The sequence below is a fragment of the Rhodococcus sp. 2H158 genome (genome assembly GCF_053764755.1).
This window is the reverse complement of record NZ_JBSNCE010000008.1, coordinates 83,178-106,655: the sequence shown is the minus strand read 5'-3', so window position 1 is coordinate 106,655 and position 23,478 is coordinate 83,178. Positions and strand designations below refer to the sequence as shown.

The window sequence follows — 23,478 nt, the reverse complement described above, 5'->3', positions numbered from 1 at the left end:
GAGCAGCCGAAGCGGGTCCCGGCACCCCATCCTCCAGACCCGCGGCATGTCCCGCGGTCGATCGAAGGACACGTCCGTTGACCTCGCTCCAGGAAACATTCAAGAACGTGATGGCGCACGTAGCCACCCCCGTCGCCGTCGCAACCTCCATGAACGGCGGCCTACCCGTCGGCACCACCGTCAGCGCCTTCCTCTCGCTGTCGATGAACCCTCCGATGGTCCTCGTCTCCCTCGACCGGGGGTCCGAAACCCTCGAACTCGTCACCGACTCACGCACATTCGGCCTGAACATCCTGGCCAGTGACCAACACAGCGCCGCACTGAAATTCGCCACCAAGAACGGCCTCGGCAAGTTCCACGGGGTCCGCTGGGACATCGACCACGATCTGCCCCGGATCGCCGGTACGGCCGGATGGGTAGCCTGCACCGTCGAGCAGATCCTCGAAGGCGGCGACCACATGATCGTGCTGGGCAACGTCGTCGCCGCCGAGCAGCACGACAGCGACCCGCTCACCTATCACCGCCGCACCTTCGGCACCCACTGTGCGCTGGAAATGGTGTAACCGGACAGTTCCGGTCGGCAGCGACACCGCTCCTGCCCTCGTTTCCCAGCGCTGAACACCCTCGAAGAGAGGAAAGTCATGACCGCCTCCGTTGCATATGCCGCTCCCCCGCGGACACCGTGGTCGACTGCAGCCGAGGGCATGCGTGCCCTGGCACGAGGAGAACTGATCATCCTGCGGCACGGCGCTCGTCTCGTGCTCGTCGGATGTGCAGGCACCGTGACCACCGAGCAGATGGCCTTCATCATTCGATACAGCACGGGATTCGTTCAAGTGGCCCTCCACGAGCGGGACTGCGACCGGCTCGGCCTGCCCGAATCCCTTCCGAGTTCGCGCGCACCGTCGGCATGCGCATACGGCCAATGTGTTGCCGTCGACGCTTCGGCCGGAGTCACCACCGGCATCTCCGGGGCAGATCGGGCTCTCACGGCCCGGGTGCTCGCCGATCCCCGCTCGAGCGTCGACGATCTCAGCAGGCCCGGGCACCTCGTCCCCGTGCGAGTCGATCCGCATGTCCTGTGCGAGCGACGGACCGTCGCCGCCTGTGCGCTCGCGCTGACCGATCTGGCACGACCGGAATACTCCGGTGCGGTCTTCGCCGAACTCGACGGCATCAGCGACCCGACGAACACCGCCGGCCCCCACGACGCCGAAGCACTGGCCCATGGCTACGACCTCACCCTGGTGTCACCCGACTAGCATCACGAACGCTCCCGCTGACCGCCATCCTTTTCCGAATCCCTTCCGATCCAGCCGGTTTCGCGCACCCGAGGTGTGCGGTGCCGGAGTGGGTCAGCTCTCCGCGATCAGTTCGACCACCCCTATCCCGAAGCGAGGAAACCATGGACATCACCGCCGATCAACTGATGAGCCGCGTCAACGACCTGGTGCCGGTCTTGGCCGAACGCGCCCAGAAAACCGAGGAGAACCGAGCACCGCTCGACGAAACGATCACCGACCTGATCGACTCGGGGATCCTGGCGACGCTGACACCGAAAGCGTACGGCGGGCTCGAGCTCGGTCTCGATGTCGCAGCCGACATCGTTCGCGCCATCAGCGCGGTGTGCCCGTCGACGGGGTGGGTCACCTCCTTCTACATCGGCGCGGCATGGCGCGTGAACATCTTCACCGAGCAGGCACAGCGGGAGATGTTCGCGGACAAGCCCTACACCCTCACCGCCGGTACTGCTGCCCCGCTGCGCGGAGTGCAGAAGGTCGAGGGCGGCTACCGGATCACCGGTCAGACCGCATGGAACTCCGGTTCCGCGCACGCCGAATGGTTCACCTTCGCCGGTGTGTCCATCGAAGACGGCCGACCGCCGGCTCCACTGTGGTTCCTCGTACCCCGCGACCAAGTCAAGATCCACGACACCTGGTACATCTCCGGTATGGCCGGTACCGCCAGCAACGACGTCTCCGTCGAGGACGTGTTCGTCCCCGACTACCGGACCGGCCCGTTCGCCCTCGCCCTCGCCGGCGCGGCCCCCGGCATGTTGCTCCACGAGAACCCGATGTACCACCTGCCGTTCCTGCCCTTCGCGATGGCGGAGGTGACCCCCGTCGTCGTCGGGGCCATGCGGGGGGCGACGAACGCCTTCGTCGACCGCACCCGTCAACGGCAGGGAACCTTGAGTCAGGAGAAGGCTGCCGGCAAGCAGGCCGCTCAGATGCGGCTCGGTCGCGCCCTTGCCACGGCGGACGCCGCAGAGACTCTGCTGCACGCCTTCTTCGAACGCCTCACCGCGGGCGGTCCCGAGCAGTCGGACCCACGCGATCGCGCCGAAATGAAGCTGAAGGCAGCGTTCATGACCGATCTGTGCCGTAATGCACTCAACGACATGGTGCGCGGCATCGGCGGCGACGGATTCCGCACCGCCTCACCGATCCAGCGCTTCCATCGCGACCTCAGTGTCCTGGCGGTACATGCCTTCCTCGACATCGACACGGCGTCGGAAACGATGGGTCGGTTCACCCTCGACCTTCCCGTCGCCGATCCGCTGCTCTGACACACCCGAGTCGGTCCACCGACACGCCCTCCAGGTGCGCGACGTACAAGCACCTCCACCGCAACGGAAGTGAACGCCATGACCTTCGACACGACCTCCCCCGATGTCACCGCCCTCGAGATCACCCGTGGCCTTCTCCATGCCGCGGACACCGACATCGCCCGATTCTTCGGTTACTTCTCCACGGACTGCCTCTTCCGCATGGGGAACAACGACCCGGTCGAAGGAAGCGAGGCGATCCAGCAGTGGGTGGCGTCCTACCTGGGATCGGTCGCCGGGATGCAGCACGTCATCCTCGAACAATGGTGCGCCGGCAACGTCACGGCCCTGCATGTGAACGTCACGTACACGATGAACGACGGCACCACGTTCACCCTCCCCGCGGTCACCCGCACCCGCATCGAGAACGGGAAAGTGACCGAGTATCTGATCTTCATGGATCCCGGCCCGGTCGTCGCCGCCCGCTGACACCGAGAGGTGGCTGCCGCCGCAGGCCTACCGGTGGCAGCCACCCGACTCGGTGACGCCACCTCGCCCCACCGTCCGCCCCACCTGCGTATCCCCACGCCGGTCGTACTCCACGACCGCATACGGGCGGAACACGTCGAAAGGAATCGCCATGAGCCATCCCATAAGTCGCGAGCCGGAACAGGACTCGGTCGGCCCCGAGCCATCATCGGAAAACACTGCTACGGCGATCGATGGGTCGTCGCGGCGATCGGTGGTAATTTCCGGTGCGGGCCCGGTAGGGATGATTCTCGCGCTCGAACTCAGCCTGCACGGGATCCGCAGCACCGTGGTCGAACAGGCTCCGCAGACGACCCGCTTTCCGAAGATGGACCTGACGAATGCGCGCAGTATGGAGCTTCTCGACCGGCTCGGCCTCGTCGACGACATCCGGTCGGTCGGCGTCGCGCCGGAGCACTCGCACGATGTCGTCTTCTGCACCTCGATGGCAGGACGGCAGGTAGGCCGCTGGAAGTACCCCAGCGTCGACGAGATGTCCGAGTGGATCGCGTCCAGGAACGACGGCACCACACCGGCGCACGCCTGGCAGCGGGTCACCCAGATCGAGGTCGAGAAGCTGCTCATGCGCCGCTGTCTCGCCGACGAGAACATCGAGGTTCTCCGGCCCTGGCGCGTCACCGCCGTCACCCAGGACGACAGCGGCGCCCGGATCGAGATCACCTCCCCGGTCGACGGCACCGTCCACACACTCGCGGCGGACTACGTCGTCGGATGTGACGGCGCCGCCTCGGTCGTGCGCCGCGCCATGGATCTGACCATGGAAGGCGAGCGCGGCGTCATCACGTTCTGCCAGGTGCACTTCAAATCCCGCGACCTCGAAACCCTGCACGCGCACGGCCAGTTCTGGCACACCTTCTTCGTCGGCGGCGGAGTCGGCGCGATCATCGCCCAGGACGAACGCGACACGTGGACGCTGCAGACCAGCGCCATCACCGACGGCGTGCGGACCGAGGACATCGACAAGCAGGAACTGCTGGACGCTGTCTGCGGCCGGCACCTCGACGTCGACGAGGTTCTGCAGAGCAGTGTGTGGCACGCGAACGTGCTCGTCGCCGACCGCTACCGCCTCGGTCGGTTGTTCGTCGCCGGCGACGCCGCCCACGAAGTCATCCCCACCGGCGGATACGGCCTGAACACCGGCATCGCCGACGCGGTCAACCTCGGATGGAAGCTCGCCGCAGTCATCCAGGGATACGGCGGCAACGACCTCCTCGACAGCTACGAAACCGAGCGTCGACCGGTCGCCGTCATGGCCCGGGACTGGTCGTTCCGTCACCTCGGAGTGCACGTCCAAGCCCAAGAGCTCGCCGATCGTGAACTCATCGAGTCCGATACCGCCGAAGCCGAGCAGCACCGCCGAACCCTTGCCGAGTACTTTGCTGCCAACACCGGTGAGCACGAGAGCTTCGGTGTGGAGATGGGATACGTGTACACAGCCCCGGTGATCGTCTCCGACGGCACTCCTGTCCCCGATAACGACGGCTCGAGCTACATCGCTACCACCGTGCCCGGCGCACGTGCACCGCACGTACGGCTGTCCGATGGCAGTTCGATCCTCGATGCCTTCCGGGACAAGTTCACCATCGTCAGCTTCGTCGGTGAGGGGGTTGTGAAGGAACTGGTGGACGCAGCGCGTGCGGTGAACATGCCTGTTCAGGTTCTGGCGGTGGACGAGGCACATGTGCGGTCCGTGTACGAGACCGATCTCGTACTCGTGCGTCCGGACGGGCACGTGGCGTGGCGTGGAAACAGCCTCCCCGACGACTTGTCTTCCTTGATCGAGGCGGTTACCGGGCGGGCTGAGGCTTCCGTGTCCCTGGCCGGCACTGTCTGACGAGAATGCTCAGTTCGGATCGACCCGTCGGGCTGCTGAAGCTGGTCGTCCGAACTGTCCGAGCCGGGTCGTCGCATCCCTAGGGGCTGCGGCGACCCCTCGCCCTGTGACGAGTTCGTGCACTGTTACCAGTCCTGGTAGCGGACGTGTCGTCGCGCTGATTCGTTGGGTGGCTCATCGTGGTTTGCGGCGGCGGACCACATCGGCGGCGTACGCGTCGCCACCCGCAATAGCGAGTGCGCTCCAGCGAGTCGCGCCCGTGATGGAAAGCCCGAGCAGATCACTGAGGACTTTCGCGGGCATGGCAGCGGCGTTATCCATCAGGGCCGTGTTCCGGGCGGTTCGGGCGGGAACGCCGAGTGCGCGTAGGCGTTTTGCCAGCGTCGACGGATGTACCGCTTGGGCTGGAAGTCCGCCTGGGAACAGCCATCGGTGGTCAACGGCGCCCCGGATCGCGGATCGGGGGCGACGATCTCCCCGTCGACGACCATCGTCCGCCTCCGGGATACCGCCGACAGCGCGATCGTCGATTCCGGGTAGACCCCCGAGTCGTCCTTGCTGTTGCGGCTGTAGAGTCGGCACCGCTCGCCGTCGCACACCGCCACCGTGCGGGCGCCGTCCCACTTCATCTCCACCGCCCAGCCGGTGCCGATCGGCGGCCGGCCGGGCGTGGCCAGCATCGGCGCCGGGACGGCGGCTCGGGTTGTGGGCATGGTAGGGAATATCCGGGTCGGCAGCGCGACGTGCAGACCTGAATCACGGTATTCCGCTGCGTTACAGCAAATTACATTGATGTACTCCGCTGGGTGCCGCGGCATGGGCCCAGGTCTGCGGGTGGGCACGTAGGGCGGTGCGGCGTGGATAACGAAATGGGATCGATCTGTGCGGGTGAAGTCCGACGACCGTGACGCGCGGGGTGCGCCGGTGCCCGGCTGACGAACCAGACGGCGGCGACTATGACCGCACATCCGATCAACTGGACGAGGGTGGGGCGCTCGTGCACGAGCGCGATCGCCACCCCCATCGCCATCACGGGCTGGGCGAGCAGCAGCGTCGCGCCGACCTCGGACGGGAGTCGGGGGAGGCCGATTCCGATCAGAACCCAGCCGAGCACCTGACCGCTCAGCGCCAGCATCGCCAGCCATCCCAGGGCGGGCCAGCCGGGGGTGAGGTCGATCGGGCCCCACAGCGAGCCGACGGAAGTGCCGACGACGCCGGCGACGAGAGTGGACACGAACACCTGCGAGGAGGCCCTCCGTTCCGAACCGGCCCGGCCGGCGACGAAGAGGTAGGTGCCGTACGCGATACCCGCGACCAACGACAGCAGTGTTCCGCGCATCAGTCGATCGGCGTCGCCACCGCCGAACAGGGCTCCGCCGGCGAGCGCGACTCCGGCGAACAGGAAGGGAACCGCCAGGGCGAAGCGCGCCGGGACCCGTTCGCGAAAGACGAGCCACGCCAGCAGAGGAACGACGACGACCTGGACGTTGACGACCACCGTGGCGATTCCGGCGCCGATCATCTCGATCGATCGCGCCCACAGCGCGAAGTCGACGCCCAGCATCGTGCCGCCGAGTACCTGGGCGGCGAGCACGCGGCGGGGGACGCTGCCGTGGCGCCGAATCTCCTGCATGGCAAGAAAACCCAGTAGGGGGAGAGCGAACGCGCACCGGAACAGGGTCGACGTCGCCGCCGACACCCCGGAGAGCTTGATCAAGCCGGCCGTCAGCGACGTGGCCGCGGCACCCGCCAGCACCATCACCCGCGGATCCACCGAGGCGGCTGTGAAGCGGGGTCGGGCAGCGAGCGCAGGCGACAAGCGCAGTCCGGAGGTCATGCTGGAATTCTCGAGGGACCAATCCGTGAGCACAAGTAAATATTCGTGTCGACGAATCGGTAGACTTCCTACAGTGTTGAACGTCGAGCGCCTTCGGGCCCTGTGTGCGGTCGCCGAGTACGGTTCGATCAGTGCGGCGGCGCAGGCGCTGCACGTGACGCCGTCGGGGGTGTCGCAGCAGTTGAACAAGTTCGAGCGCGAGGTCGGCGTGACGCTGCTGGTCCCGTCCGGTCGCGGAGTTCAGCTCACCGACGCGGGCCGTCTGCTGGCCCGGCGCGGACGCGAAGTGATATCCCTTCTTGCGCAGGCAGAATCGGAGGTCGTCTCACTCGAACGCGACGTGGTCGGGGATCTGCGGATCGGGTCGTTCGCCTCGGCGAGCCGAGTCGTCGCTCCGGCGGCGATCGCGGCCCTGCAACGCCGCCACGCCGGGCTCCGGATCGGTTTCGTCGTCGGCGAGACCGAAGAACTCGTCCCCGCGGTTGTTCGACGCGAATTGGATCTGGCCATCGTCGACAGCTGGGTCACGATGCCGTTCCAGCTACCCGAAGCGGCGGTATGTACGCTCGTGCATCGTGATTCCGCTGACGTCGCGCTGCCGATCGATCATCCCCTGGCGGACCGGGAGTACGTCGATCTCGACGAGATCGCGGACGTGCCGTGGACGACCTGGACAAAAGGTGCCGTCTTCCACACCTGGCTGGTCCAGACGCTGCGCAAGCGGGGCGTAGAACCGCAAGTCCGTTACGAGGTACCGGAATTCGCTGCCCAACTCGAGTTCGTCGCGCATGGACTCGCCGCGGCGCTGGTGCCGCGCCTGGCGCGGGTGTGGGTACCGGAGACGATCGCGATCGTGCCCGTACGGCCGACGCTGGAACGGGAGATCTACGCGCTCCGGCGCCGGGACAACGACCGGCCCGCGGTGCGTGCCGGCATTGCGGCGCTGAGCGAGGCGTTTGCAGGAATCGGTACCTGAGTGTGCCTGTGTGCCGGTCCGACGATGCGGGTGGAATCACACGCGCTTCTCCGATTATGGCGAGCTGCAGTCGATTACGTGCGTGCTCGCCATGAGGGACCGGTGGCCCGCCCAGGATGCAGACCCCGGAGGTACACCGCGATCGGCTGGGTCAATTGCGCGACGCTCGCGGCGGTGCCGGCGACGAACCCGTCCAGCGACCGGGCACCGAGCAGCCGGTCCACGATCAGTCCCTCGGCCAGGCTCACGAGATCGGCGGCCGCGGAGTCGGCGTCGTCGGCGCCGCAGGCGGCCACGAGGTCGCGCGCGGCGGCGCGGGAGAACAGGGCGGCCGCAAGGCCGGCGCGCTGCTCGGCGCCGATGGTCGGGTCGGTGGCCAGGGCATACCGCACGAGCAGTTCCCGGCGGCGGTGGGCCAGGCCGCGGTCGAGTGCCGTCGCGACCGCTCGCGCGGCGGCGTCGACGTCGACCGGGGTCGGCGGGCGGGTGAGACCGGAGTGCTCGAACGCGTCACGTGATCGCTCGGCGAGCCGGTGCACGGCGGCGTCGAGCAGGGCTCCGCGGGTGCGGAAGTAGTACGAGCACGAGCCGTCGGGCAGGGCGAGGGCGCGGTCGACGGCGCGGTGGGTCAGCGCGCGCAGTCCGTCGCGGGCGATCAGGTCGAGGGTGGTCTCGGCGATCAGGGTGCGACGGTCGAGACTGCTGGCCATGATCGAACTCTATGCCTGTAGAGTCCTCTACATGTGTAGAGGAGGTGGGACGGCCGGCGATCCGTACCAGCGGGCCGGCGCCGCTGCCCTGGGGCGGCTGCGCGACGACCTCGCCGCGCGGCGCACCACCCCGCGCGGCGTCTACCTGTGGGGGCCGGTCGGCCGGGGCAAGACCTGGCTGATGGACCGGTTCCTCGAGGCCGTGCCCGGTCCCGCGCGACGGCACCACTTCCACGGCTTCTTCGCCGGCCTGCATGCGCAGGCGCATCGTCTCGGCTCGATCGACGACGCCGTCGACGCCGCGCTCGGCGACGCCCGCGTGCTGTGCTTCGACGAGTTCCACGTCCACGATGTCGGCGACGGCATGCTCGTCGCGCGTGCCGTGTGCATCCTCCTCGAGCGGGGCGTCGCGCTCGTCGCCACCTCCAATTACCCGCCGTCGGGCCTGTTGCCCAACCCCCTGTTCCACCACCTGTTCGAGCCCACCATCGCCCTGCTCGAACGCCGGCTCGAGGTGGTCGAGGTCGGTGGGCCGATCGACCGTCGCCGCACCGGCACGGCCACCCCGGGCGAGGGGTTCGCCTCGGGCGAGTTCCTCCCGCCCGGCGCCCTCGACGTTCCGGAGCCGGGGGAGCGGCGAGCCCTGCGACCGTCGGGCCGCGCACTACCCGCCCTCGCCGTGCGCGGCGACGTCGTGTGGTTCGACTTCGCCGACCTGTGCCGCGCCCCCACCGCGCCCGCCGACTACCTCGCCGTCCTCCGCGACCACCGCGAGTGGGTCGTCACCGGCGTCCCGCCGCTGCGCGAGCTCGACCCGGACGCCCTGCGCCGCTTCGGCAACGTCGTCGACGTGCTGTGCGACGCCGACGTCCGGCTCACGGTGTCGGCCACCGACGCGCGCGCCGACTTCGCGACGTCCGTCCCCGCCGAACCCGACGTCGACCGGCTGCTCAGCCGCCTCGCACTGCTCCGCGAACCCGCCCGAGCCTGGATGCAGGACAGCCAAACCTTATAGACTGCCGCGGTGGTATCACGTTCTACCGAGCTCGTCGACTGTCCGACGGTTCCGTTCGTCCGACATCTCGCCGAACACGGCGAACGGACCGCACTCGTCTGTGACGGCACCGAAATCACCTATCGCGACCTGGCCGAGCGGGTCGCCGGCGTCGCCGACCGCCTCGGCGCCACCCGGCGTCTCGTCCTCGTCGTCGGGGCCAACGCCGTCGACCCGATCGTGGCCTACCTGGCGGCGCTGTCCGCCGGCCATCCCGTGCTGCTCGTGCCCGGCGACCGGCCCGACGCCCTGGCCGCGACGATCGAGGCCTACCGGCCCGACGTCGTCGTCGACGGCGACCGGATCGAAGAACTCGCCGACGGCACCACCCACGACCTGCACCCCGGCCTCGCGCTGCTGCTCAGCACGTCCGGCTCGACCGGCTCGCCCAAGCTCGTGCGCCTGTCGGACCGCAATGTGCAGGCGAACGCCGAGGCCATCGCCGACTACCTCGACATCCGCGCCACCGACCGCGCGATCACCACCCTGCCGATGCACTACTGCTACGGCCTGTCCGTGCTGCACAGCCACCTGCTGCGGGGCGCCGGGATCGTGCTCACCGACCGGTCCGTCACCGACCCCGGATTCTGGGACCTCGTGCACCGGCACCGGGTCAGCGCCCTCGCCGGCGTGCCGTACACCTTCGACCTGCTCGACCGCGTCGGCTTCGCCGGCATGGACCTGCCGAACCTGCGCTACGTCACCCAGGCCGGCGGCCGTCTCGACCCCGACCGCGTCCGCCGCTATGTCGACCTCGGCCGGCGCGACGGGTGGCAGTTCTTCGTCATGTACGGCCAGACCGAGGCCACCGCCCGCATGGCCTACCTGCCCCCGCACCTCGCCGCGGAGCACCCCGGCACGATCGGCGTCCCCGTTCCCGGCGGCGCCTTCCGCATCGACCCCGTGCCCGAGGCCGGCGACGGTGCCGGCGAACTCGTCTACACCGGGCCCAACGTCATGCTCGGCTATGCCACCGACCCGTCCGAGCTGGCCCTCGGGCGCGTCGTCGACGAACTGCGCACCGGTGACCTCGCCGTCCGCACCGACGCCGGGCTGTACCGGATCGTGGGCCGTCGCTCGCGCTTCTCGAAGCTGTTCGGCCTGCGCATCGACCTGCAGCGCATCGAATCCGTCCTCGCGCGCCACGAGCTCGTCGCGTGCTGCGCCGGCGGCGACGACGAACTGATCGTCGCCGTCCAGGGCGCCGACGCCGCGCCCGTGCGGGCGGTCGCGGCCCGCGCGAGCGGGCTGCCCGAGTCCGCGGTGCGGGTGTGCGTCGTGGACGAGCTGCCCCGCACCCCCAACGGCAAACCGGACTACCGCGCCGTCGCCGCGCTCGGCGCCGCCCCGGAACCGCCGCAGCCGGCGCCCGAGGCGCGCGCCGTCGACCCACGGCAGCTGCGGGCGCTGTACGCGGACGTTCTCCGCCGCGACGACGTCACCGACGACAGCACGTTCGTCGACCTCGGTGGCGACTCGCTGTCGTACGTGCGCATGTCGGTGCGGCTCGAGCGGCTGCTCGGGCATCTGCCCGCGGACTGGCCGACGACGCCGCTGCGTGAGCTGAGCCCGTCGTCGCGCCGGGCGCCGTGGGGCTGGCGGATCGTCGAGACCAACGTGCTCATCCGCGCCGTGGCGATCGTGCTCATCGTCGGCTCGCACCTGCACCTGTTCGCCCTCGTCGGCGGGGCGCACGTGCTGCTCGCGGCCGCGGGCTACAACTACGCGCGATTCCAACTGCCCAAGCCCCGCGCCGAGCGGCTGCGCACCACCCTGCTCAGCGTCGCCCGGATCGCCGCACCGGCCGTCGTGTGGATCGGCGCGGTACACGCGCTCACCGGCGAGTACCGCTGGTCGAGCGTGGTCCTGCTCAACGGGGTGCTCGGACCGCCCGCGTGGACGAAGGAATGGCGGTACTGGTTCATCGAGGCGCTGGTGTACGCGCTGGTCGCGGTGGCTCTGTTGGTCGCCGTGCCGTGGTTCGACCGACACGAGCGACGGTTCCCGTTCGCGTTCCCGCTCACGCTGGTGGGCGTGGGCCTGCTGACCCGGTACGAGGTGCTCGGGCCGGACATGCCGACCAGTCAGATCCTGGTGTCGTACGTGGTGTTCTGGCTCTTCCCGCTCGGCTGGGCGGCCGCCCGGGCGACCGCGGTATGGCAGCGGCTGGTGGTGTCCGTCCTGGCAGTGGCGACGGTGCCAGGGTTCTTCCATGCCGAAACCGACCGCACCGCTCTCGTGATCGGCGGCCTGCTCCTGCTGATCTGGTCGCCGCGGACCTGGTGGCCGGCGCTGCTGGTGCGGCCGGCCGAGGTGCTCGCCGCCTCGTCGCTCTACATCTACCTGACCCACTTCACGGTCTATCCGCTGCTGCGGGACATCGACCCGTGGCTCGCGTTCGCGGCGTCGCTCGTGGTGGGTGTGGCGTACTGGCAGCTGTGGGTACGGCTCGGCCGGCTGTGGGGCCACTTCGGCCGGGTATCCGTCCTCACCATGCTTGCGCGGCGCGGTGCTACCCGCGCGCGTGAGGACGCGCGCGGGTAGCACCGACGGGCGCGGATATCCGGCGCTTTCTCGTCAGGGCAGCAGCCGGTCGATGAAGCTGTTGCTGAATACCCGGTGCGGGTCGAGCCGGTTGTACACCGCCCGGGCGGAGTCCCAGTTCTCGTCCGCGGGCACGCCTTCCCGGTAGGTGTCGGGCAGGACCTGCTCGATGACCCGCTGGTCCGTGTACGGCAGCTCGGGGCCGAACGCCCAGCCCTTGGACCATTCGGGCCGGAACGTGGAGTCGCCGTTGTTGTAGTGACCGCGCATCCACTGCTCCATCTCGCGGTAGAACGCGAACATGCCGGGGGTGCCCGGCACCCCGAGCACGTTGAGCCAGATCGCGGTGTCCCACTCGGGGTGGTCGGGTCGCGGCCGGGTCGCGGAGATGGTCGGGGGCCCGGCGGACGGGACCCGCACGTCGTCGGGCTGATCGAGCCCGCAGCACCGGATCTCGACCGGGCCGTTGAGCGGGTACTGCCCGAGCGCCCGGTAGTGCTCGATGCGTTCGTGGAACCACTGCGTGAAGTCGTGGATCACGTTCGCGATGTTGGCGCGGTTGGTGAGGACCGCGCCGCCGCCCTCCGTGAGCCGCAGGGTGGTGGCCTTGATGTAGAACTGCAGGTCCTTGGACCAGCCCCAGATGTCGCTCGAGTTCGTGGCGGCGAGGCCGGCGACGGTGGTGTTGTAGTAGACCTGCCCGAAAGCCGGCGCGATGGAAGGGTTCCCGGCCGTCATCTGCCCGAGCAGGTCGGTGACGGGCTCGGGGACGTTGTCCGAGAACGGATAGTTGTACGGGCCGAACACCTCTCGGGACGTCACCGGTTTCTGCGGAGCGAGGGACCACACCTTCATCCACGGCTTGTCGGTGAACGGATACCAGATCGCCTCCGCGCGCCCGCAGGCCCGGACGAAGCTCTCGAAGGTGCGTCCCGGTGCTCCGGCAGGCGCGAACAGTTCGCGCCAGTCGATGTCGGTGTAGCTCTGGCACCGCATCCGGGTGTCCGGGCCGGCCTGCAGGGTGACCGAGGTGACGAACGTCCGGCCGAGGTGGGCGAGCAGCGCGGTGATGTCCGCGTCGGCGCGCGTGTAGGTGCGCAGCGCGTACTCGCTGCCGTTCCACGCCACCGTGGTCAGTTCCGTGACGAGATTGCTCAGGGAGCCGAAGGTGTGCCCCGGGACGTTCTTCTCGCCGTCGGCGGGCAGCGCCGCACCGTGCGCGTTGACGGCCAGTGCACCGGCGATGGACAGCACCCCGGGGGCGGGGAGGTTGGCCCAGCCGAGGCCGTGCCCCTGCAGCGCCGTGGTGATCGCGTCGAGCGTGGCACCCGCACCTGCCGTGACGGTGGCGGGATCCGAACCGGAGTGCACCGACACCCCGTTCAGGTGCGCCATCGTGTCCGCCAGGATCACCCTGTCCACCGGTGCGCCGTTGACGATGGTCAGCGGAGTCCAGCCGTGCATCGCGCCACGCGGCCGGATGGTGTAGCCGTGAGCGTGGGCCCAGTTCGCGAGCCGGACGACGTCCTCGGGACTGCGCGGGGCGCACGTCCAGATCGCGTCGAGCATGATCTCCTTGGACCAGTTCTGGTAGGCCTGCTGGTAGAGGGCGATGCCGTCGGGAAACGCGGCCGGGGTGGTCAGGGTGGCGCCGGACGAGCCGGCCGGTACGGCGTGGACGGGGGTCCAGCCGCCGAGTGCGGTGGCGGCGAGCGCGCCCGCGCCGGCGGCGAGGAAACCCCGGCGGGACAGGCGCAGGGGTTCGGTGCGAATCGTCATGAACACACTGCTTTCTCACCGGCCCGTGGCGGGCCGGTGCTGGGGGAGGACGGGGTGTCAGGCGATGGTGAGGACCACGTCGGTGAGGGCGGGCGCGAGGTCGCGCTCGACCACCGCGGCGGTCGCGAGCAGCCGGTCGCCGGTGCGCCAGGCGCGCACCCGCAGGGTCTCGCCGGGAAAGACGACGCCGGCGAACCGGGCCGTGAATCCGCGCACGGACGCGGCATCACCGTCGAGCGCCGCGTCGGTGAGCGTCTTGCAGACGATCCCGTACGTGCACAGCCCGTGCAGGATCGGAGCGGGGAACCCAGCGGCTTGCGCGAACTGCGGGTCCGAGTGCAGCGGGTTGCGGTCGCCGCACAGCCGGTACAGCAGGGCCTGTTGCGGCAGCGTCGCGACGTCCACCTCGAAATCGGGTGCCCGGTCCGGCAATTCGACGGACTCGGACGGTCCGCGTTCGCCGCCGAAGCCGCCCTCGCCGCGGGCGAAGATGGACGAGCGGGCCGTCCACAGCGGGTTGCCGGCCGGATCCGTGGTCGTCGACTCCTGCACGATCACCGCGGCCTTGCCCTTGTCCCACACCTCGGCGATTCGGGTCACGGTGCGGCCCTTGCCTTCCGGTGGCAGGGGAGCGTGCACCGTCACCTCCTGGCTGCCGTGCACCACCTTCGCCAGGTCGATCTCGATGCCCGGGAACGAAACCTTCGGCGGCTCGGTGGCGTGGAACGTCGCGGCGACGGTGGCGAAGGTGGGCAGGACCTGCGGATCACCGTCGCGCAGGTAGCGCAGCTCACCGAGGTCGGTGGGACGCGCGCCGGCGCCGAGACCGAGGTGATAGAGCTGGACGTCGCTGCTGCTCCAGGCGAATTCCTGGGCGGGCAGTTCGGCGCCGAGTGCGACGTCGGGATCGATGGGCACGCGGTACCCTTTCTGTTCGGCGGGCGGGGTTCGGCCGGATCGACTGCGGCTCAGTGCTGTTCGGCGGTCTCGGAGAGCGGCCGCGCGGCGGGCTGCTCCGGTCGGCCGAGAGCGTCGAGGACCGCGAGATAGGCGAAGGTCATGGCCGGGCCGATCGTGGCGCCGGGGCCGGCGTAGGTGTGGCCCATGACGGGACCGCTGGCGTTGCCGGCCGCGTAGAGCCCCTCGATCACGGTCCCGTCCTCGCGCAGGACCCGGGCGTCGGCGTCGGTGCGCAGGCCGCCCTTGGTGCCGAGATCGCCGGGCACCACCTTGATCGCATAGAAGGGAGCCTTGTCAATGGCGCCGAGGCTCGGATTGGGCTTGTTGCGCGGGTCGCCGTAGTAGTGGTCGTAGCCGGATTCGCCGCGTCCGAAGTCCTCGTCCCGGCCCGCGCGGGCGAAGCCGTTGAATCGTTCGACGGTCGCGGTGAGGGCCTGCGCCGGCACGCCGATCTTCTCGGCGAGCTCGTTGATCGAGCCGGCCTGGACCACCACACCCGCCTTCAGCCACCGCTTGGGGAAGGGGCTGCGGGGCGTGATGCCGGCGAAGGTGTAGCGATTGCGGTAGCGCTGGTCGAGGATCATCCAGCACGGGATGTTCTCGCCGGGTCCGTCGCCCCGGCCGTGGCGGCCGCCGTACATGGCGTGCACCGCCTCGACGTACGGAGCGGATTCGTTGACGAAGCGCCGGCCGGCCGCGTTGACCATCATCGAGCCCGGCAGGCTGCGCTCGGACAGGGCGAACCACGGGCCGCCGGTGAGCGGGAAGGACGGTCCCCACCAGGCGTCGTCCATGAAATCGACGGCGGCACCGAGAGCCTGGCCCGCGCGGATGCCGTCCCCGGTGTTGGCCTTCGCGCCGACGGTCCACTCGGTGCCGATCGGGGCGCGCTGATACTGCGTGCGCATCTGTTCGTTGTGTTCGAAGCCGCCGGAGGCGATCACGACGCCGCGGCGGGCCCGGATGGTGTGCTTCTGTCCGTCCGACTCGACGCGCACACCGCGCACCACCCCGTCCTCGACGACGAGGTCCGTCAGGGCGGTGTTCAGCAGCAGCGGTACCCCGGCGTCGCGCAGGCCGACGCGGAGTCCGGCCATGAGCGCCTGGCCGCGGACCAGCAGGTGCTTCCTCGTCGCGCGCGCCCACAGGTACCGCATGCCGACCTTCGCGGCGCGGACCGGTCCGCGCGGGTTGCGCATGAGGAGGTTGAGCCACTTGTAGTCGGCCTGGGTGATGACGAAGTTCGGCGGGCCCTTGACGTAGTCGGGTTCGAGCAGGGCGAGGTCGTCGCCGAGGCGCTTGCCGTCGAACGGTTTCGGCTCGACGGACCGCCCGCCGAGCCGGCCGCCGGGGGTCTCGGGGTAGTAGTCGGAGTAGCCCGGCACCCACTGCAGTTCCAGGGCGCTGTGCTTCAGCACGAAGGACAGCATCTCGGGCCCGCGGTCGATGTAGGTGTCGATCTTGTCGGCGGGCACCACGTCGCCGATGATGCTGTGCAGGTAGGTGCGGGCCGAGTCCGGGGTGTCGGTGACCCCGGCGGCCCTCAGGGCCTCGTTGTTCGGGATCCACACCCCGCCGCCCGAGCGCGCGCTCGAGCCGCCGTAGTGGGGTGCCTTCTCGATCAGGACGACGCTCGCGCCCTGGTGCGCGGCGGTCAGCGCGGCGGTCATTCCGCCGGCACCGCTGCCGACTACGACGATGTCGTATTCCTGCTTGATCATGTAGAACACGTTATAGAATGATGGCGCGGTGAGTCCATCCCCTCTGCCAGGAAGAATCACTCGCATACCACGGGCCGAACGGAAACAGGTTGCAGAACATGCCGGTCGCCGGTGAACAGGAAGGAACCGCAATGCTGCCGACGCAACTGCGCACCCGGCTGGCGGACGAGCTCGAGGCCGCCGAACGCGACCGCACCCCCATCGACCCGCTCGTGTCCCGGCACCCCGACATCGACGTCGTCGACGCCTACGAGATCCAGCTGATCAACATCCGTCGCCGGCTCGCGGCCGGTGCCCGCGTGGTCGGCCACAAGGTCGGGCTGTCCTCGCTGGCCATGCAGCAGATGATGGGCGTGGACGAACCCGACTACGGCCACCTGCTCGACGACATGCAGGTCTTCGAGGACCGGCCCGTCGACACCTCGCGGTACTGCTTCCCGCGGGTGGAAGTCGAGGTGGCCTTCGTGCTCGGCAAGGACCTGCCCGGCGCGGACTGCACCGAGAGCGACGTCCTCGACGCCACCGTCGCGTTCGCGCCGTCCATCGAACTGATCGACAGCCGGATCAAGGACTGGAAGATCGGCCTCGCGGACACCATCGCCGACAACGCCTCGTCCGCCGGATGGGTGCTCGGCGAGCAGCGGGTGGCACCGTCCGGCATCGACATCAAGGGCATCGACGCCGTGCTCACCCGCAACGGCGAACGGATCGCCGAGGGGCGCAGCGACGCGGTGCTCGGCAATCCCGTCACCGCCGTCGCCTGGCTCGCCCGCAAGGTCGAGAGTTTCGGGGTGCGGCTGAAGGCGGGCGACATCGTCCTGCCCGGCTCGTGCACCCGGGCCGTCGATGCGCGCCCCGGCGACGAGTTCCACGCCGAGTTCGCGGGACTGGGCTCCGTCTCGCTCACGTTCTCGTGACCACCCGGTCCCGACTGCAAGGAGAAACAATGGCCAAGGCAAGTGTCGCGATCGTCGGGTCGGGCAACATCAGCACCGACCTGCTCTACAAACTGCAGCGTTCGGACCTGCTCGAGCCGCGGTGGATGATCGGCATCGACCCGGCGAGCGAGGGCCTCGCCCGCGCCCGCACGCTCGGCCTGGAGACGTCGGCCGAGGGCATCGACTGGTTGCTCGCGCAGCCGGAGAAGCCGGACCTGGTGTTCGAGGCGACGTCCGCGTACGTGCACCGGGCGGCGGCGCCGAGGTACGAGGCGGCCGGCATCCGGGCGATCGACCTCACCCCTGCCGCCGTCGGGCCGGCCGTCGTGCCACCGGCGAACCTCGGGGCGCATCTCGACATGCCCAACGTCAACATGATCACCTGCGGCGGTCAGGCCACCATCCCGATCGTGCACGCCGTCTCCCGGGTGGTGGACGTGCCCTACGCCGAGATCGTGGCGTCGGTGGCATCGGTGTCCGCCGGGCCGGGCACCCGCGCCAACATCGACGAGTTCACCAAGACCACCAGCCGGGGCATCGAGACCATCGGCGGGGCCCGCAAAGGCAAGGCGATCATCATCCTCAATCCGGCGGACCCGCCGATGATCATGCGCGACACCATCTTCTGTGCAATCCCCGAGGACGCCGACCGGGACGCGATCGCCGAGTCCATCCACCGCGTCGTCGCCGACGTGCAGCAGTACGTGCCCGGCTACCGCCTGCTCAACGAACCACAGTTCGACGAGCCGACCGTCGTGTCCGGCGGGCACGCCACCGTCACCACCTTCGTCGAGGTGGAGGGCGCCGGGGACTTCCTGCCGCCGTACGCCGGCAACCTCGACATCATGACCGCGGCCGCCACCAAGGTGGGCGAGGAGATCGCCCGCGCGCTCCTCTCGGCGGACTCCCTCCCCTCGAACTCCACCGTGAAGGCCTGACTGCGATGACCTCTTCGAACTCCGACCTCCGTCGCGACGACATCTTCTTCGAGCCGTCGTGGGACATCCGCGTGACCGACACGTCGCTGCGCGACGGCTCGCACCACAAGCGTCACCAGTTCGACCGGGAGGAGGTGCGCGCTGTCGTCGCCGCCCTCGACCTCTCGGGCGTCCCCGTCATCGAGGTCACGCACGGCGACGGCCTCGGCGGGTCCTCGTTCAACTACGGGTTCTCGAAAGTGCCCGAGCAGGAACTGATCAAGATCGCCGTCGACACCGCGCAGCACGCGAAGATCGCCTTCCTCATGCTGCCCGGCGTCGGCATCAAGGAGGACATCATCGAGGCGCAGGACAACGGCGCCTCGATCTGCCGCATCGCCACCCACTGCACCGAGGCCGACGTGTCCGTCCAGCACTTCGGGCTCGCCCGCGAGCGCGGGCTCGAGACCGTGGGCTTTCTGATGATGGCGCACACCGTCACCCCGGAGAAGCTGGCCGAGCAGGCCCGCATCATGGCTGACGCGGGCTGCCAGTGCGTGTACGTCGTCGACTCGGCCGGCGCGCTCGTTCTCGAGCAGGTCGCCGAACGCGTCGAGGCGCTCGTCGCGGAGCTGGGTTCCGACGCGCAGGTCGGCTTCCACGGGCACGAGAATCTCGGCCTGGGCGTGGCGAATTCGATCGCGGCGGTCCGCGCGGGTGCCAAGCAGATCGACGGGTCGGCCCGCCGCTTCGGCGCGGGTGCCGGCAACACCCCGGTCGAGGCGTTCGTCGGCGTGTGCGACAAGGTGGGGATCAAGACCGGCATCGACTTCTTCGCCGTCGCGGACGCCGCGGAGGACGTCGTGCGCCCCGTGATGCCCGCCGAGTGCCTACTCGACCGTCAGGCCCTGATGATGGGCTACGCCGGGGTGTACTCGAGCTTCCTGCGCCACGCCGAGCGCCAGGCCGAGCGGTACGGCGTCTCCGCCGCGGAGCTGCTGGTGCGGGCGGGCAAGCGCAAGCTCATCGGCGGCCAGGAGGACCAGCTGATCGACATCGCCCTCGAGCTCCAGCGCGAGCAGCAGACCGCCTGACCGACCGAATGTCACATTGCGTCGATCCGATCGACGCAATGTGACATTCGGCCCCAACGGGTTTCGTCCCTCAGCCATCCGGGTTCGCCACCGGTGGCGTCCTCACGGCCGTGTGCGACCGTCCCCGCTGCGCCGGAGCAGGCGATGACCCGTCAGACGGCTCCACAACACCTCGACCGCGGCCGCGCCCACCAGCAGGCAGGCCAGACGGTGCATGTGCCACCGACGCGGTCAAGCCTGACCGGGCCGTCTCCGGGCCGGGCCGGCCCGACCCGACAGATGCCGCGATGTCCTGGCCGATATCCGGGGGGACCGTGAACCGATCGTGGGCGAGAGCCGCCACAGTCCAGTGGCGGCGAGAATGTGCCACAGCGCGTGGCCCTGCAGGACACTACTCGGTCGGCAGAGCGAGGTCCGGTCGCCGATGGTGCCGAGCACGGCGCCGGACGCGAGAAGCAGTGCCGCGACGATCGTCGTGCGGCGCAGGTGCGGACGGACGCGGGCGCGTTCCAGGGCGAGTCCCACGGTGACCGCGGCGAGCAGTGCCTGCACGATCGTGGAGGCGCTCGAGCCGGCTGCGACGATGGGAACCATCACGAGCGGAACGACGAGCCACCACCGCGGCGACAGCCGTCGGTCGAACCGGTCGGAAGCGGCGTCGACGGCTGTGTAAGCGAGCAATGTCGCGATCGGTATGTCGTGTGCGTAGGCCTGCCACGTCGGGTTCGGTCCGTGCGCTATGAGGGATCCGGCGCCGACCGCGATGACGAGGAGACCGTAGATCACCGTCGGCGTGCCGTGCCGACGACGTGCGAGCACGGCCAGGCCGGCAATCACGAAGGCCAGGCTGGTGGCGGCGGCCGCCGGCTGCCCGAGAAAGCCTGCGTCTCGATAGAGCTCGCAGACGTTCGCCAGCATCATGGCTCGAGGCTATCCGTTACCGGTCCGCACCGGATATACACAACGGAAGTCGTCTCGACCTGACTGTCGGGCCGAACGGTGCCGGGGTGGCCGGCGCTGGTTTGCTCAACTCTTGGTTCGTCGACTGCCACCGTGCCAGTCCTGCTCCACTCCGACCTCGTCGGGAGCGACACCGAGACCCGGCAGCTGCGGTAGCTCACGCAGGCTACGTTTGAGTTCGGCGAAACCCGGGAAGCTCGCCAGCCCGACGACGTGGTCCCACAGGCGGAGGGCGCCCTCTTCGTCGGGTAGCCGGCTGATCACCGGCCCGAAGAAGGCCACGCCGTTCGGCGGCTGGAAGTGGATGATCGGCGTGCCGACGTCTCTGCCGGTCAGGCGCAGTGCCTCGTCGGTCTCCGCCTGGATGAGCGCATCGAGCGAGGGGTCGTCCAGCGCGTCCGCCACCTGCACGGGTAGGCCCGCCCGGGCCAGGATCGGCTCGAGGAAAGCCCGCGTTCCTTGCTGCTCCGGTCCGGCGGTGTTGTCGGCGTCCGGCGTGGTCTCGAATATCCGCGCACCGAGCGCCCGGTACAGCGGATCCACCGCCTCGCGCCCGTGCTCGGCCCGCACTCGCGCCGCGACCCGGAGCAGTCGCAGCCCACTCGTGTGACCGGCCTCGTACTCGGGCGGAAAGTGAGCGTCGTAGTCGACGTGCGCGTTGATCAGGCGCAGCGAAATGAACCGCCAGTCGACTCGGTATTCGCGCTGGGCCGTCACCCGGCGCACCCATTTGCTGGTCATCCAGGCGAACGGGCACACCGGGTCGAAGTAGAAGTGGATATCCGCATCACTCATGCCTCGTCAGGCTACGGAGTGCTCGGGCGGTCGCCGGCACAGACGCCCCTCTCGTCTGGGACATCGTCGATCAGAGAAGATTCGGATCGCGGGGTCGACAGACCGATCGCCTACGGCTTCACAAGTCCCGTTCGGTAGGCGATGACGACCAGTTGCGCGCGGTCGCGAGCACCGAGTTTCACCATGGCGTGGCTGACGTGGGTGCGGGCGGTGGCCGGGCTGAGGCAGAGTTCGGCGCCGATCTCGTTGTTGCTCATGCCCATACCTACCAGCTTCAGGACCTCACGTTCCCGGTCGGTGAGGACCGCAAGCCGAAGATCGGCGGCCTTGTCGGCTGTGTGCTGTGCGGTGAACTGGGCGATGAGGCGGCGCGTGATGCGCGGTGCGAGCAGAGCTTCTCCGGCGGCGACCACGCGGATACCGTGCAGGAGCTCGGCCGGGCCCGCGTCTTTGAGCAGGAAGCCGCTGGCGCCGGCCTGGAGGCCTTCGAAGACGTAGGCGTCGGTGTCGTAGGTGGTCAGGATGAGGATGCGTACGTGTTGGAGCCCGTTGGTGGTGGCGATCTGCCGGGTGGCCTCGATGCCGTCCATCTTCGGCATACGGATATCCATGAGCACGACATCCGGGCGCAGAACCCGGGCTTGCTCCACGGCTTCGGCGCCGGTTGCGGCTTCCCCGACCACCGTGATGCCGTCCTCGACCTCGAGGAGGATCTTGAAGCCGGACCGCACCAGATGCTCGTCGTCTACGAGTAGGACCTTGATCGGAGTGTCGCGGCCGGATGCGCCTGTCACCGGGTTCATACCTTCACCGTTGCGGTCGGGACCAAGGGCAGCCGGGCGGTGACGGCAAAGCCGCCGCCCGGGAGCGGGCCGGCGTCGAAGTCGCCGCCCAAGAGCCGGCAACGCTCGCGCATCCCCACGATCCCGCGGCCGCGTGTGTCCGTGCCGGCGAACCCGGCGTCCGCACGGTCGGCGCCCCTGGCTGTTTTATCGGTGTCCCCATCCGCGCGCGGGCCGTCGTCTGTCACGCGGAGTTCCACGGCGTCGGGGCCGTAGTTCAGTGCGACCGCGACCCGGGTCGGTCCGACATGGCGAATCACATTGGTGATCGCCTCCTGCAGGATTCGGTACACGGCGCTGCCTACCGCGCTGGGTACGGGCGGTGGGGGTGATGTCGTCTCCAGCTCGACGTCGAGCCCGGCTTCGCGTGCCCTGGCGGTGAGTTCGTCGACCTGCCCGAGCCCTGGGGGTGGAAGGCGGCCGTCGTTGTCGTCGCGAAGGACCCCGAGGATGGCCCGCATCTCCTGCAGTGCCCGGGAACTGGTCCGCTCGATGGCCTCGAGCGTCTGGCGTGCTTGTTCCGGTCGCTTGTCCAGCACGTGTGCGGTGACGCCGGATTGGACGTTGATGATGGCGATGGCGTGCGCGACGGTGTCGTGGACCTCGCGCGCGATCCGGAGCCGTTCCTCGTCGACCCGGGCGCGGGCTTCGTCCTCACGAGAGCGTTCGGCCAGTTCGGCGCGCTCGAGCGCTTCCTCCGCGATCACTCTCCTCGAGCGGACGCTCTCCCCGAGGGCGGCACTCATGCCCGCGGCGCCGATCCGGAAGTACACCCAGCCGACGGCGGCTGGGGGTTCGATGTCGGTCGCGGCGATCAGCCAGACCGCGGTCAGTGCTGCGATGCCCACAACGGCCATCACCAGCGAGCGACGTCCGTCGCCGCGGGCGGTGAGGGTGTAGAGGGCCACGAACAGGCCCAGCCATCCGGGGCCGTCCGGGAAGTCGAGGGTGTAGTACACCATGCTGGCGAGCGCGGTCACGGCGAACACTGCGACTGGCCAGCGGCGGCGCAGGACCAGGACCGCGCCACCGGCGATCAACAGCAGGTAGCCGAGGTTCCCGAGGTCGGACAGGGGGCGCAGCACTGCTTCGGGCTCCCCGCTGTTGCGGACGACGGTGCCCTGGACCTGCATCACAGTGATGAATACCGCCAGCAGCACATCCTGCGCCCAGGCGGGCGGGCGGAACAACGTGACGCGATCCGGCATGGCGCGATCATATGGTTCCGGGTGGGGAAAACAACTCCCGCGAACTGCGCGGCCGCCTACGTCGAGAAGCGTGGTTGCGCGCGAGCCACCTACGTCGAACTTCGTATCCGCTGCCGCCCGCTGTCCGAGGACACCCCGTTGCAGAGACGCGACGATCGTATGCGTCCGCTCAACGACGGAGGCCTCCATGAGCGCGGCCGGAACACGTCGTT

Annotated in this window: 21 protein-coding genes; 11 read left to right on the top strand and 10 right to left on the bottom strand. The window is 69.2% G+C overall.

The genetic code is table 11. From position 1 onward, the window contains the following. Window positions 1–110: 110 nt before the first annotated feature. From ACWPOB_RS09855 to ACWPOB_RS09835, 5 genes are all read left to right on the top strand, one after another. Complete coding sequence (locus ACWPOB_RS09855; RefSeq protein WP_100055861.1) at window positions 111–563, top strand: flavin reductase family protein; 453 nt, start codon at window positions 111–113, stop codon at window positions 561–563. A 78-nt stretch (window positions 564–641) separates the two neighbouring features. Beyond that, window positions 642–1,262: a 3,4-dihydroxy-2-butanone-4-phosphate synthase gene (locus ACWPOB_RS09850; RefSeq protein WP_455400693.1), complete on the top strand. Its 621-nt coding sequence runs from the start codon at window positions 642–644 to the stop codon at window positions 1,260–1,262. A gap of 143 nt (window positions 1,263–1,405) precedes the next feature. Next, window positions 1,406–2,569, top strand: coding sequence for an acyl-CoA dehydrogenase family protein (locus ACWPOB_RS09845; protein ID WP_455400692.1), 1,164 nt, complete (start codon window positions 1,406–1,408; stop codon window positions 2,567–2,569). A 78-nt stretch (window positions 2,570–2,647) separates the two neighbouring features. Further along, window positions 2,648–3,037: a nuclear transport factor 2 family protein gene (locus tag ACWPOB_RS09840; RefSeq protein WP_455400691.1), complete on the top strand. Its 390-nt coding sequence runs from the start codon at window positions 2,648–2,650 to the stop codon at window positions 3,035–3,037. A gap of 151 nt (window positions 3,038–3,188) precedes the next feature. Then, the gene (locus ACWPOB_RS09835) at window positions 3,189–4,931 is read left to right on the top strand and encodes an FAD-dependent monooxygenase (RefSeq protein ID WP_455400690.1); all 1,743 of its coding nucleotides are present in this window, start codon (window positions 3,189–3,191) and stop codon (window positions 4,929–4,931) included. A 320-nt stretch (window positions 4,932–5,251) separates the two neighbouring features. Here the strand turns inward: ACWPOB_RS09835 and ACWPOB_RS09830 are convergent, their stop codons facing one another. Both ACWPOB_RS09830 and ACWPOB_RS09825 read right to left on the bottom strand, forming a co-directional pair. Further along, complete coding sequence (locus ACWPOB_RS09830) at window positions 5,252–5,644, bottom strand: ATP-dependent DNA ligase (protein WP_455400689.1); 393 nt, start codon at window positions 5,642–5,644, stop codon at window positions 5,252–5,254. A 71-nt stretch (window positions 5,645–5,715) separates the two neighbouring features. Then, window positions 5,716–6,768 carry a DMT family transporter gene (locus ACWPOB_RS09825; RefSeq protein ID WP_455400688.1) on the bottom strand — a complete coding sequence of 351 codons (1,053 nt, stop codon included), beginning with the start codon at window positions 6,766–6,768 and terminating at the stop codon, window positions 5,716–5,718. Between the two features lie 73 nt (window positions 6,769–6,841). Here ACWPOB_RS09825 and ACWPOB_RS09820 point away from each other — a divergent pair, with 73 nt between their 5' ends. After that, on the top strand, window positions 6,842–7,744 hold the full coding sequence (locus tag ACWPOB_RS09820; RefSeq protein ID WP_100055858.1) for a LysR family transcriptional regulator: 903 nt from the start codon (window positions 6,842–6,844) through the stop codon (window positions 7,742–7,744). A gap of 74 nt (window positions 7,745–7,818) precedes the next feature. Here the strand turns inward: ACWPOB_RS09820 and ACWPOB_RS09815 are convergent, their stop codons facing one another. Next, entirely contained in the window at window positions 7,819–8,454 is a 636-nt protein-coding gene (locus tag ACWPOB_RS09815; protein WP_455400687.1) for a TetR/AcrR family transcriptional regulator, read from the bottom strand. Between ACWPOB_RS09815 and zapE the strand changes: the two genes are divergently transcribed. Together zapE and ACWPOB_RS09805 are read left to right on the top strand one after the other, a co-directional pair. Beyond that, on the top strand, window positions 8,453–9,469 hold the full coding sequence (gene zapE / locus ACWPOB_RS09810) for a cell division protein ZapE (RefSeq protein WP_455400686.1): 1,017 nt from the start codon (window positions 8,453–8,455) through the stop codon (window positions 9,467–9,469). The genes ACWPOB_RS09815 and zapE overlap by 2 nt on opposite strands. A gap of 9 nt (window positions 9,470–9,478) precedes the next feature. Continuing rightward, window positions 9,479–12,052, top strand: a complete 2,574-nt coding sequence (locus ACWPOB_RS09805) for an AMP-binding protein (RefSeq protein WP_455400685.1) — start codon at window positions 9,479–9,481, stop codon at window positions 12,050–12,052. 33 nt (window positions 12,053–12,085) lie between these two features. Here the strand turns inward: ACWPOB_RS09805 and ACWPOB_RS09800 are convergent, their stop codons facing one another. From ACWPOB_RS09800 to kstD, 3 genes are read right to left on the bottom strand one after another with little or no spacing between them, the layout of a single operon-like run. Further along, window positions 12,086–13,831, bottom strand: a complete 1,746-nt coding sequence (locus ACWPOB_RS09800) for a cholesterol oxidase substrate-binding domain-containing protein (protein WP_455400684.1) — start codon at window positions 13,829–13,831, stop codon at window positions 12,086–12,088. Window positions 13,832–13,888: 57 nt separating this feature from the next. Beyond that, on the bottom strand, window positions 13,889–14,749 hold the full coding sequence (locus ACWPOB_RS09795; protein WP_455400683.1) for a MaoC/PaaZ C-terminal domain-containing protein: 861 nt from the start codon (window positions 14,747–14,749) through the stop codon (window positions 13,889–13,891). A gap of 50 nt (window positions 14,750–14,799) precedes the next feature. After that, on the bottom strand, window positions 14,800–16,512 hold the full coding sequence (gene kstD / locus ACWPOB_RS09790; protein ID WP_455400682.1) for a 3-oxosteroid 1-dehydrogenase: 1,713 nt from the start codon (window positions 16,510–16,512) through the stop codon (window positions 14,800–14,802). A gap of 131 nt (window positions 16,513–16,643) precedes the next feature. Here kstD and ACWPOB_RS09785 point away from each other — a divergent pair, with 131 nt between their 5' ends. The 3 genes from ACWPOB_RS09785 to dmpG are packed head-to-tail and all read left to right on the top strand — an operon-like array spanning window position 16,644 to window position 19,461. Continuing rightward, the gene (locus ACWPOB_RS09785; protein ID WP_455400681.1) at window positions 16,644–17,429 is read left to right on the top strand and encodes a 2-keto-4-pentenoate hydratase; all 786 of its coding nucleotides are present in this window, start codon (window positions 16,644–16,646) and stop codon (window positions 17,427–17,429) included. Between the two features lie 29 nt (window positions 17,430–17,458). Continuing rightward, window positions 17,459–18,388, top strand: a complete 930-nt coding sequence (locus ACWPOB_RS09780) for an acetaldehyde dehydrogenase (acetylating) (RefSeq protein ID WP_455400680.1) — start codon at window positions 17,459–17,461, stop codon at window positions 18,386–18,388. Between the two features lie 5 nt (window positions 18,389–18,393). After that, window positions 18,394–19,461, top strand: a complete 1,068-nt coding sequence (gene dmpG / locus ACWPOB_RS09775) for a 4-hydroxy-2-oxovalerate aldolase (protein WP_006943321.1) — start codon at window positions 18,394–18,396, stop codon at window positions 19,459–19,461. 231 nt (window positions 19,462–19,692) lie between these two features. On the opposite strand, the gene ACWPOB_RS09770 is transcribed toward dmpG, so the two are convergent. The 4 genes from ACWPOB_RS09770 to ACWPOB_RS09755 form a co-directional block, all read right to left on the bottom strand. Then, window positions 19,693–20,382: a hypothetical protein gene (locus ACWPOB_RS09770; RefSeq protein WP_455400679.1), complete on the bottom strand. Its 690-nt coding sequence runs from the start codon at window positions 20,380–20,382 to the stop codon at window positions 19,693–19,695. 105 nt (window positions 20,383–20,487) lie between these two features. Continuing rightward, window positions 20,488–21,216 (bottom strand): mycothiol-dependent nitroreductase Rv2466c family protein, encoded by a 729-nt coding sequence (locus ACWPOB_RS09765; protein WP_455400678.1) that lies wholly within the window; start codon window positions 21,214–21,216, stop codon window positions 20,488–20,490. A 110-nt stretch (window positions 21,217–21,326) separates the two neighbouring features. Further along, window positions 21,327–22,019: a response regulator transcription factor gene (locus ACWPOB_RS09760; protein ID WP_100056775.1), complete on the bottom strand. Its 693-nt coding sequence runs from the start codon at window positions 22,017–22,019 to the stop codon at window positions 21,327–21,329. Continuing rightward, on the bottom strand, window positions 22,016–23,266 hold the full coding sequence (locus ACWPOB_RS09755; RefSeq protein ID WP_455400677.1) for a sensor histidine kinase: 1,251 nt from the start codon (window positions 23,264–23,266) through the stop codon (window positions 22,016–22,018). The genes ACWPOB_RS09760 and ACWPOB_RS09755 overlap by 4 nt, the downstream gene beginning before the upstream one ends. Between the last annotated feature and the right edge of the window lie 212 nt (window positions 23,267–23,478).

What these genes read in the sequence shown, in the direction of transcription:
- ACWPOB_RS09855 (WP_100055861.1), top strand. Translation starts at nt 111, where the DNA reads ATGGCGCACGTAGCCACCCCCGTCGCCGTCGCAACCTCCATGAACGGC.
- ACWPOB_RS09850 (WP_455400693.1), top strand. Translation starts at nt 642, where the DNA reads ATGACCGCCTCCGTTGCATATGCCGCTCCCCCGCGGACACCGTGGTCG.
- ACWPOB_RS09845 (WP_455400692.1), top strand. Translation starts at nt 1,406, where the DNA reads ATGGACATCACCGCCGATCAACTGATGAGCCGCGTCAACGACCTGGTG.
- ACWPOB_RS09840 (WP_455400691.1), top strand. Translation starts at nt 2,648, where the DNA reads ATGACCTTCGACACGACCTCCCCCGATGTCACCGCCCTCGAGATCACC.
- ACWPOB_RS09835 (WP_455400690.1), top strand. Translation starts at nt 3,189, where the DNA reads ATGAGCCATCCCATAAGTCGCGAGCCGGAACAGGACTCGGTCGGCCCC.
- ACWPOB_RS09830 (WP_455400689.1), bottom strand. Translation starts at nt 5,644, where the DNA reads ATGCCCACAACCCGAGCCGCCGTCCCGGCGCCGATGCTGGCCACGCCC.
- ACWPOB_RS09825 (WP_455400688.1), bottom strand. Translation starts at nt 6,768, where the DNA reads ATGACCTCCGGACTGCGCTTGTCGCCTGCGCTCGCTGCCCGACCCCGC.
- zapE (WP_455400686.1), top strand. Translation starts at nt 8,453, where the DNA reads ATGATCGAACTCTATGCCTGTAGAGTCCTCTACATGTGTAGAGGAGGT.
- ACWPOB_RS09815 (WP_455400687.1), bottom strand. Translation starts at nt 8,454, where the DNA reads ATGGCCAGCAGTCTCGACCGTCGCACCCTGATCGCCGAGACCACCCTC.
- ACWPOB_RS09800 (WP_455400684.1), bottom strand. Translation starts at nt 13,831, where the DNA reads ATGACGATTCGCACCGAACCCCTGCGCCTGTCCCGCCGGGGTTTCCTC.
- kstD (WP_455400682.1), bottom strand. Translation starts at nt 16,512, where the DNA reads ATGATCAAGCAGGAATACGACATCGTCGTAGTCGGCAGCGGTGCCGGC.
- ACWPOB_RS09785 (WP_455400681.1), top strand. Translation starts at nt 16,644, where the DNA reads ATGCTGCCGACGCAACTGCGCACCCGGCTGGCGGACGAGCTCGAGGCC.
- ACWPOB_RS09780 (WP_455400680.1), top strand. Translation starts at nt 17,459, where the DNA reads ATGGCCAAGGCAAGTGTCGCGATCGTCGGGTCGGGCAACATCAGCACC.
- dmpG (WP_006943321.1), top strand. Translation starts at nt 18,394, where the DNA reads ATGACCTCTTCGAACTCCGACCTCCGTCGCGACGACATCTTCTTCGAG.
- ACWPOB_RS09770 (WP_455400679.1), bottom strand. Translation starts at nt 20,382, where the DNA reads ATGATGCTGGCGAACGTCTGCGAGCTCTATCGAGACGCAGGCTTTCTC.
- ACWPOB_RS09765 (WP_455400678.1), bottom strand. Translation starts at nt 21,216, where the DNA reads ATGAGTGATGCGGATATCCACTTCTACTTCGACCCGGTGTGCCCGTTC.
- ACWPOB_RS09760 (WP_100056775.1), bottom strand. Translation starts at nt 22,019, where the DNA reads ATGAACCCGGTGACAGGCGCATCCGGCCGCGACACTCCGATCAAGGTC.
- ACWPOB_RS09755 (WP_455400677.1), bottom strand. Translation starts at nt 23,266, where the DNA reads ATGCCGGATCGCGTCACGTTGTTCCGCCCGCCCGCCTGGGCGCAGGAT.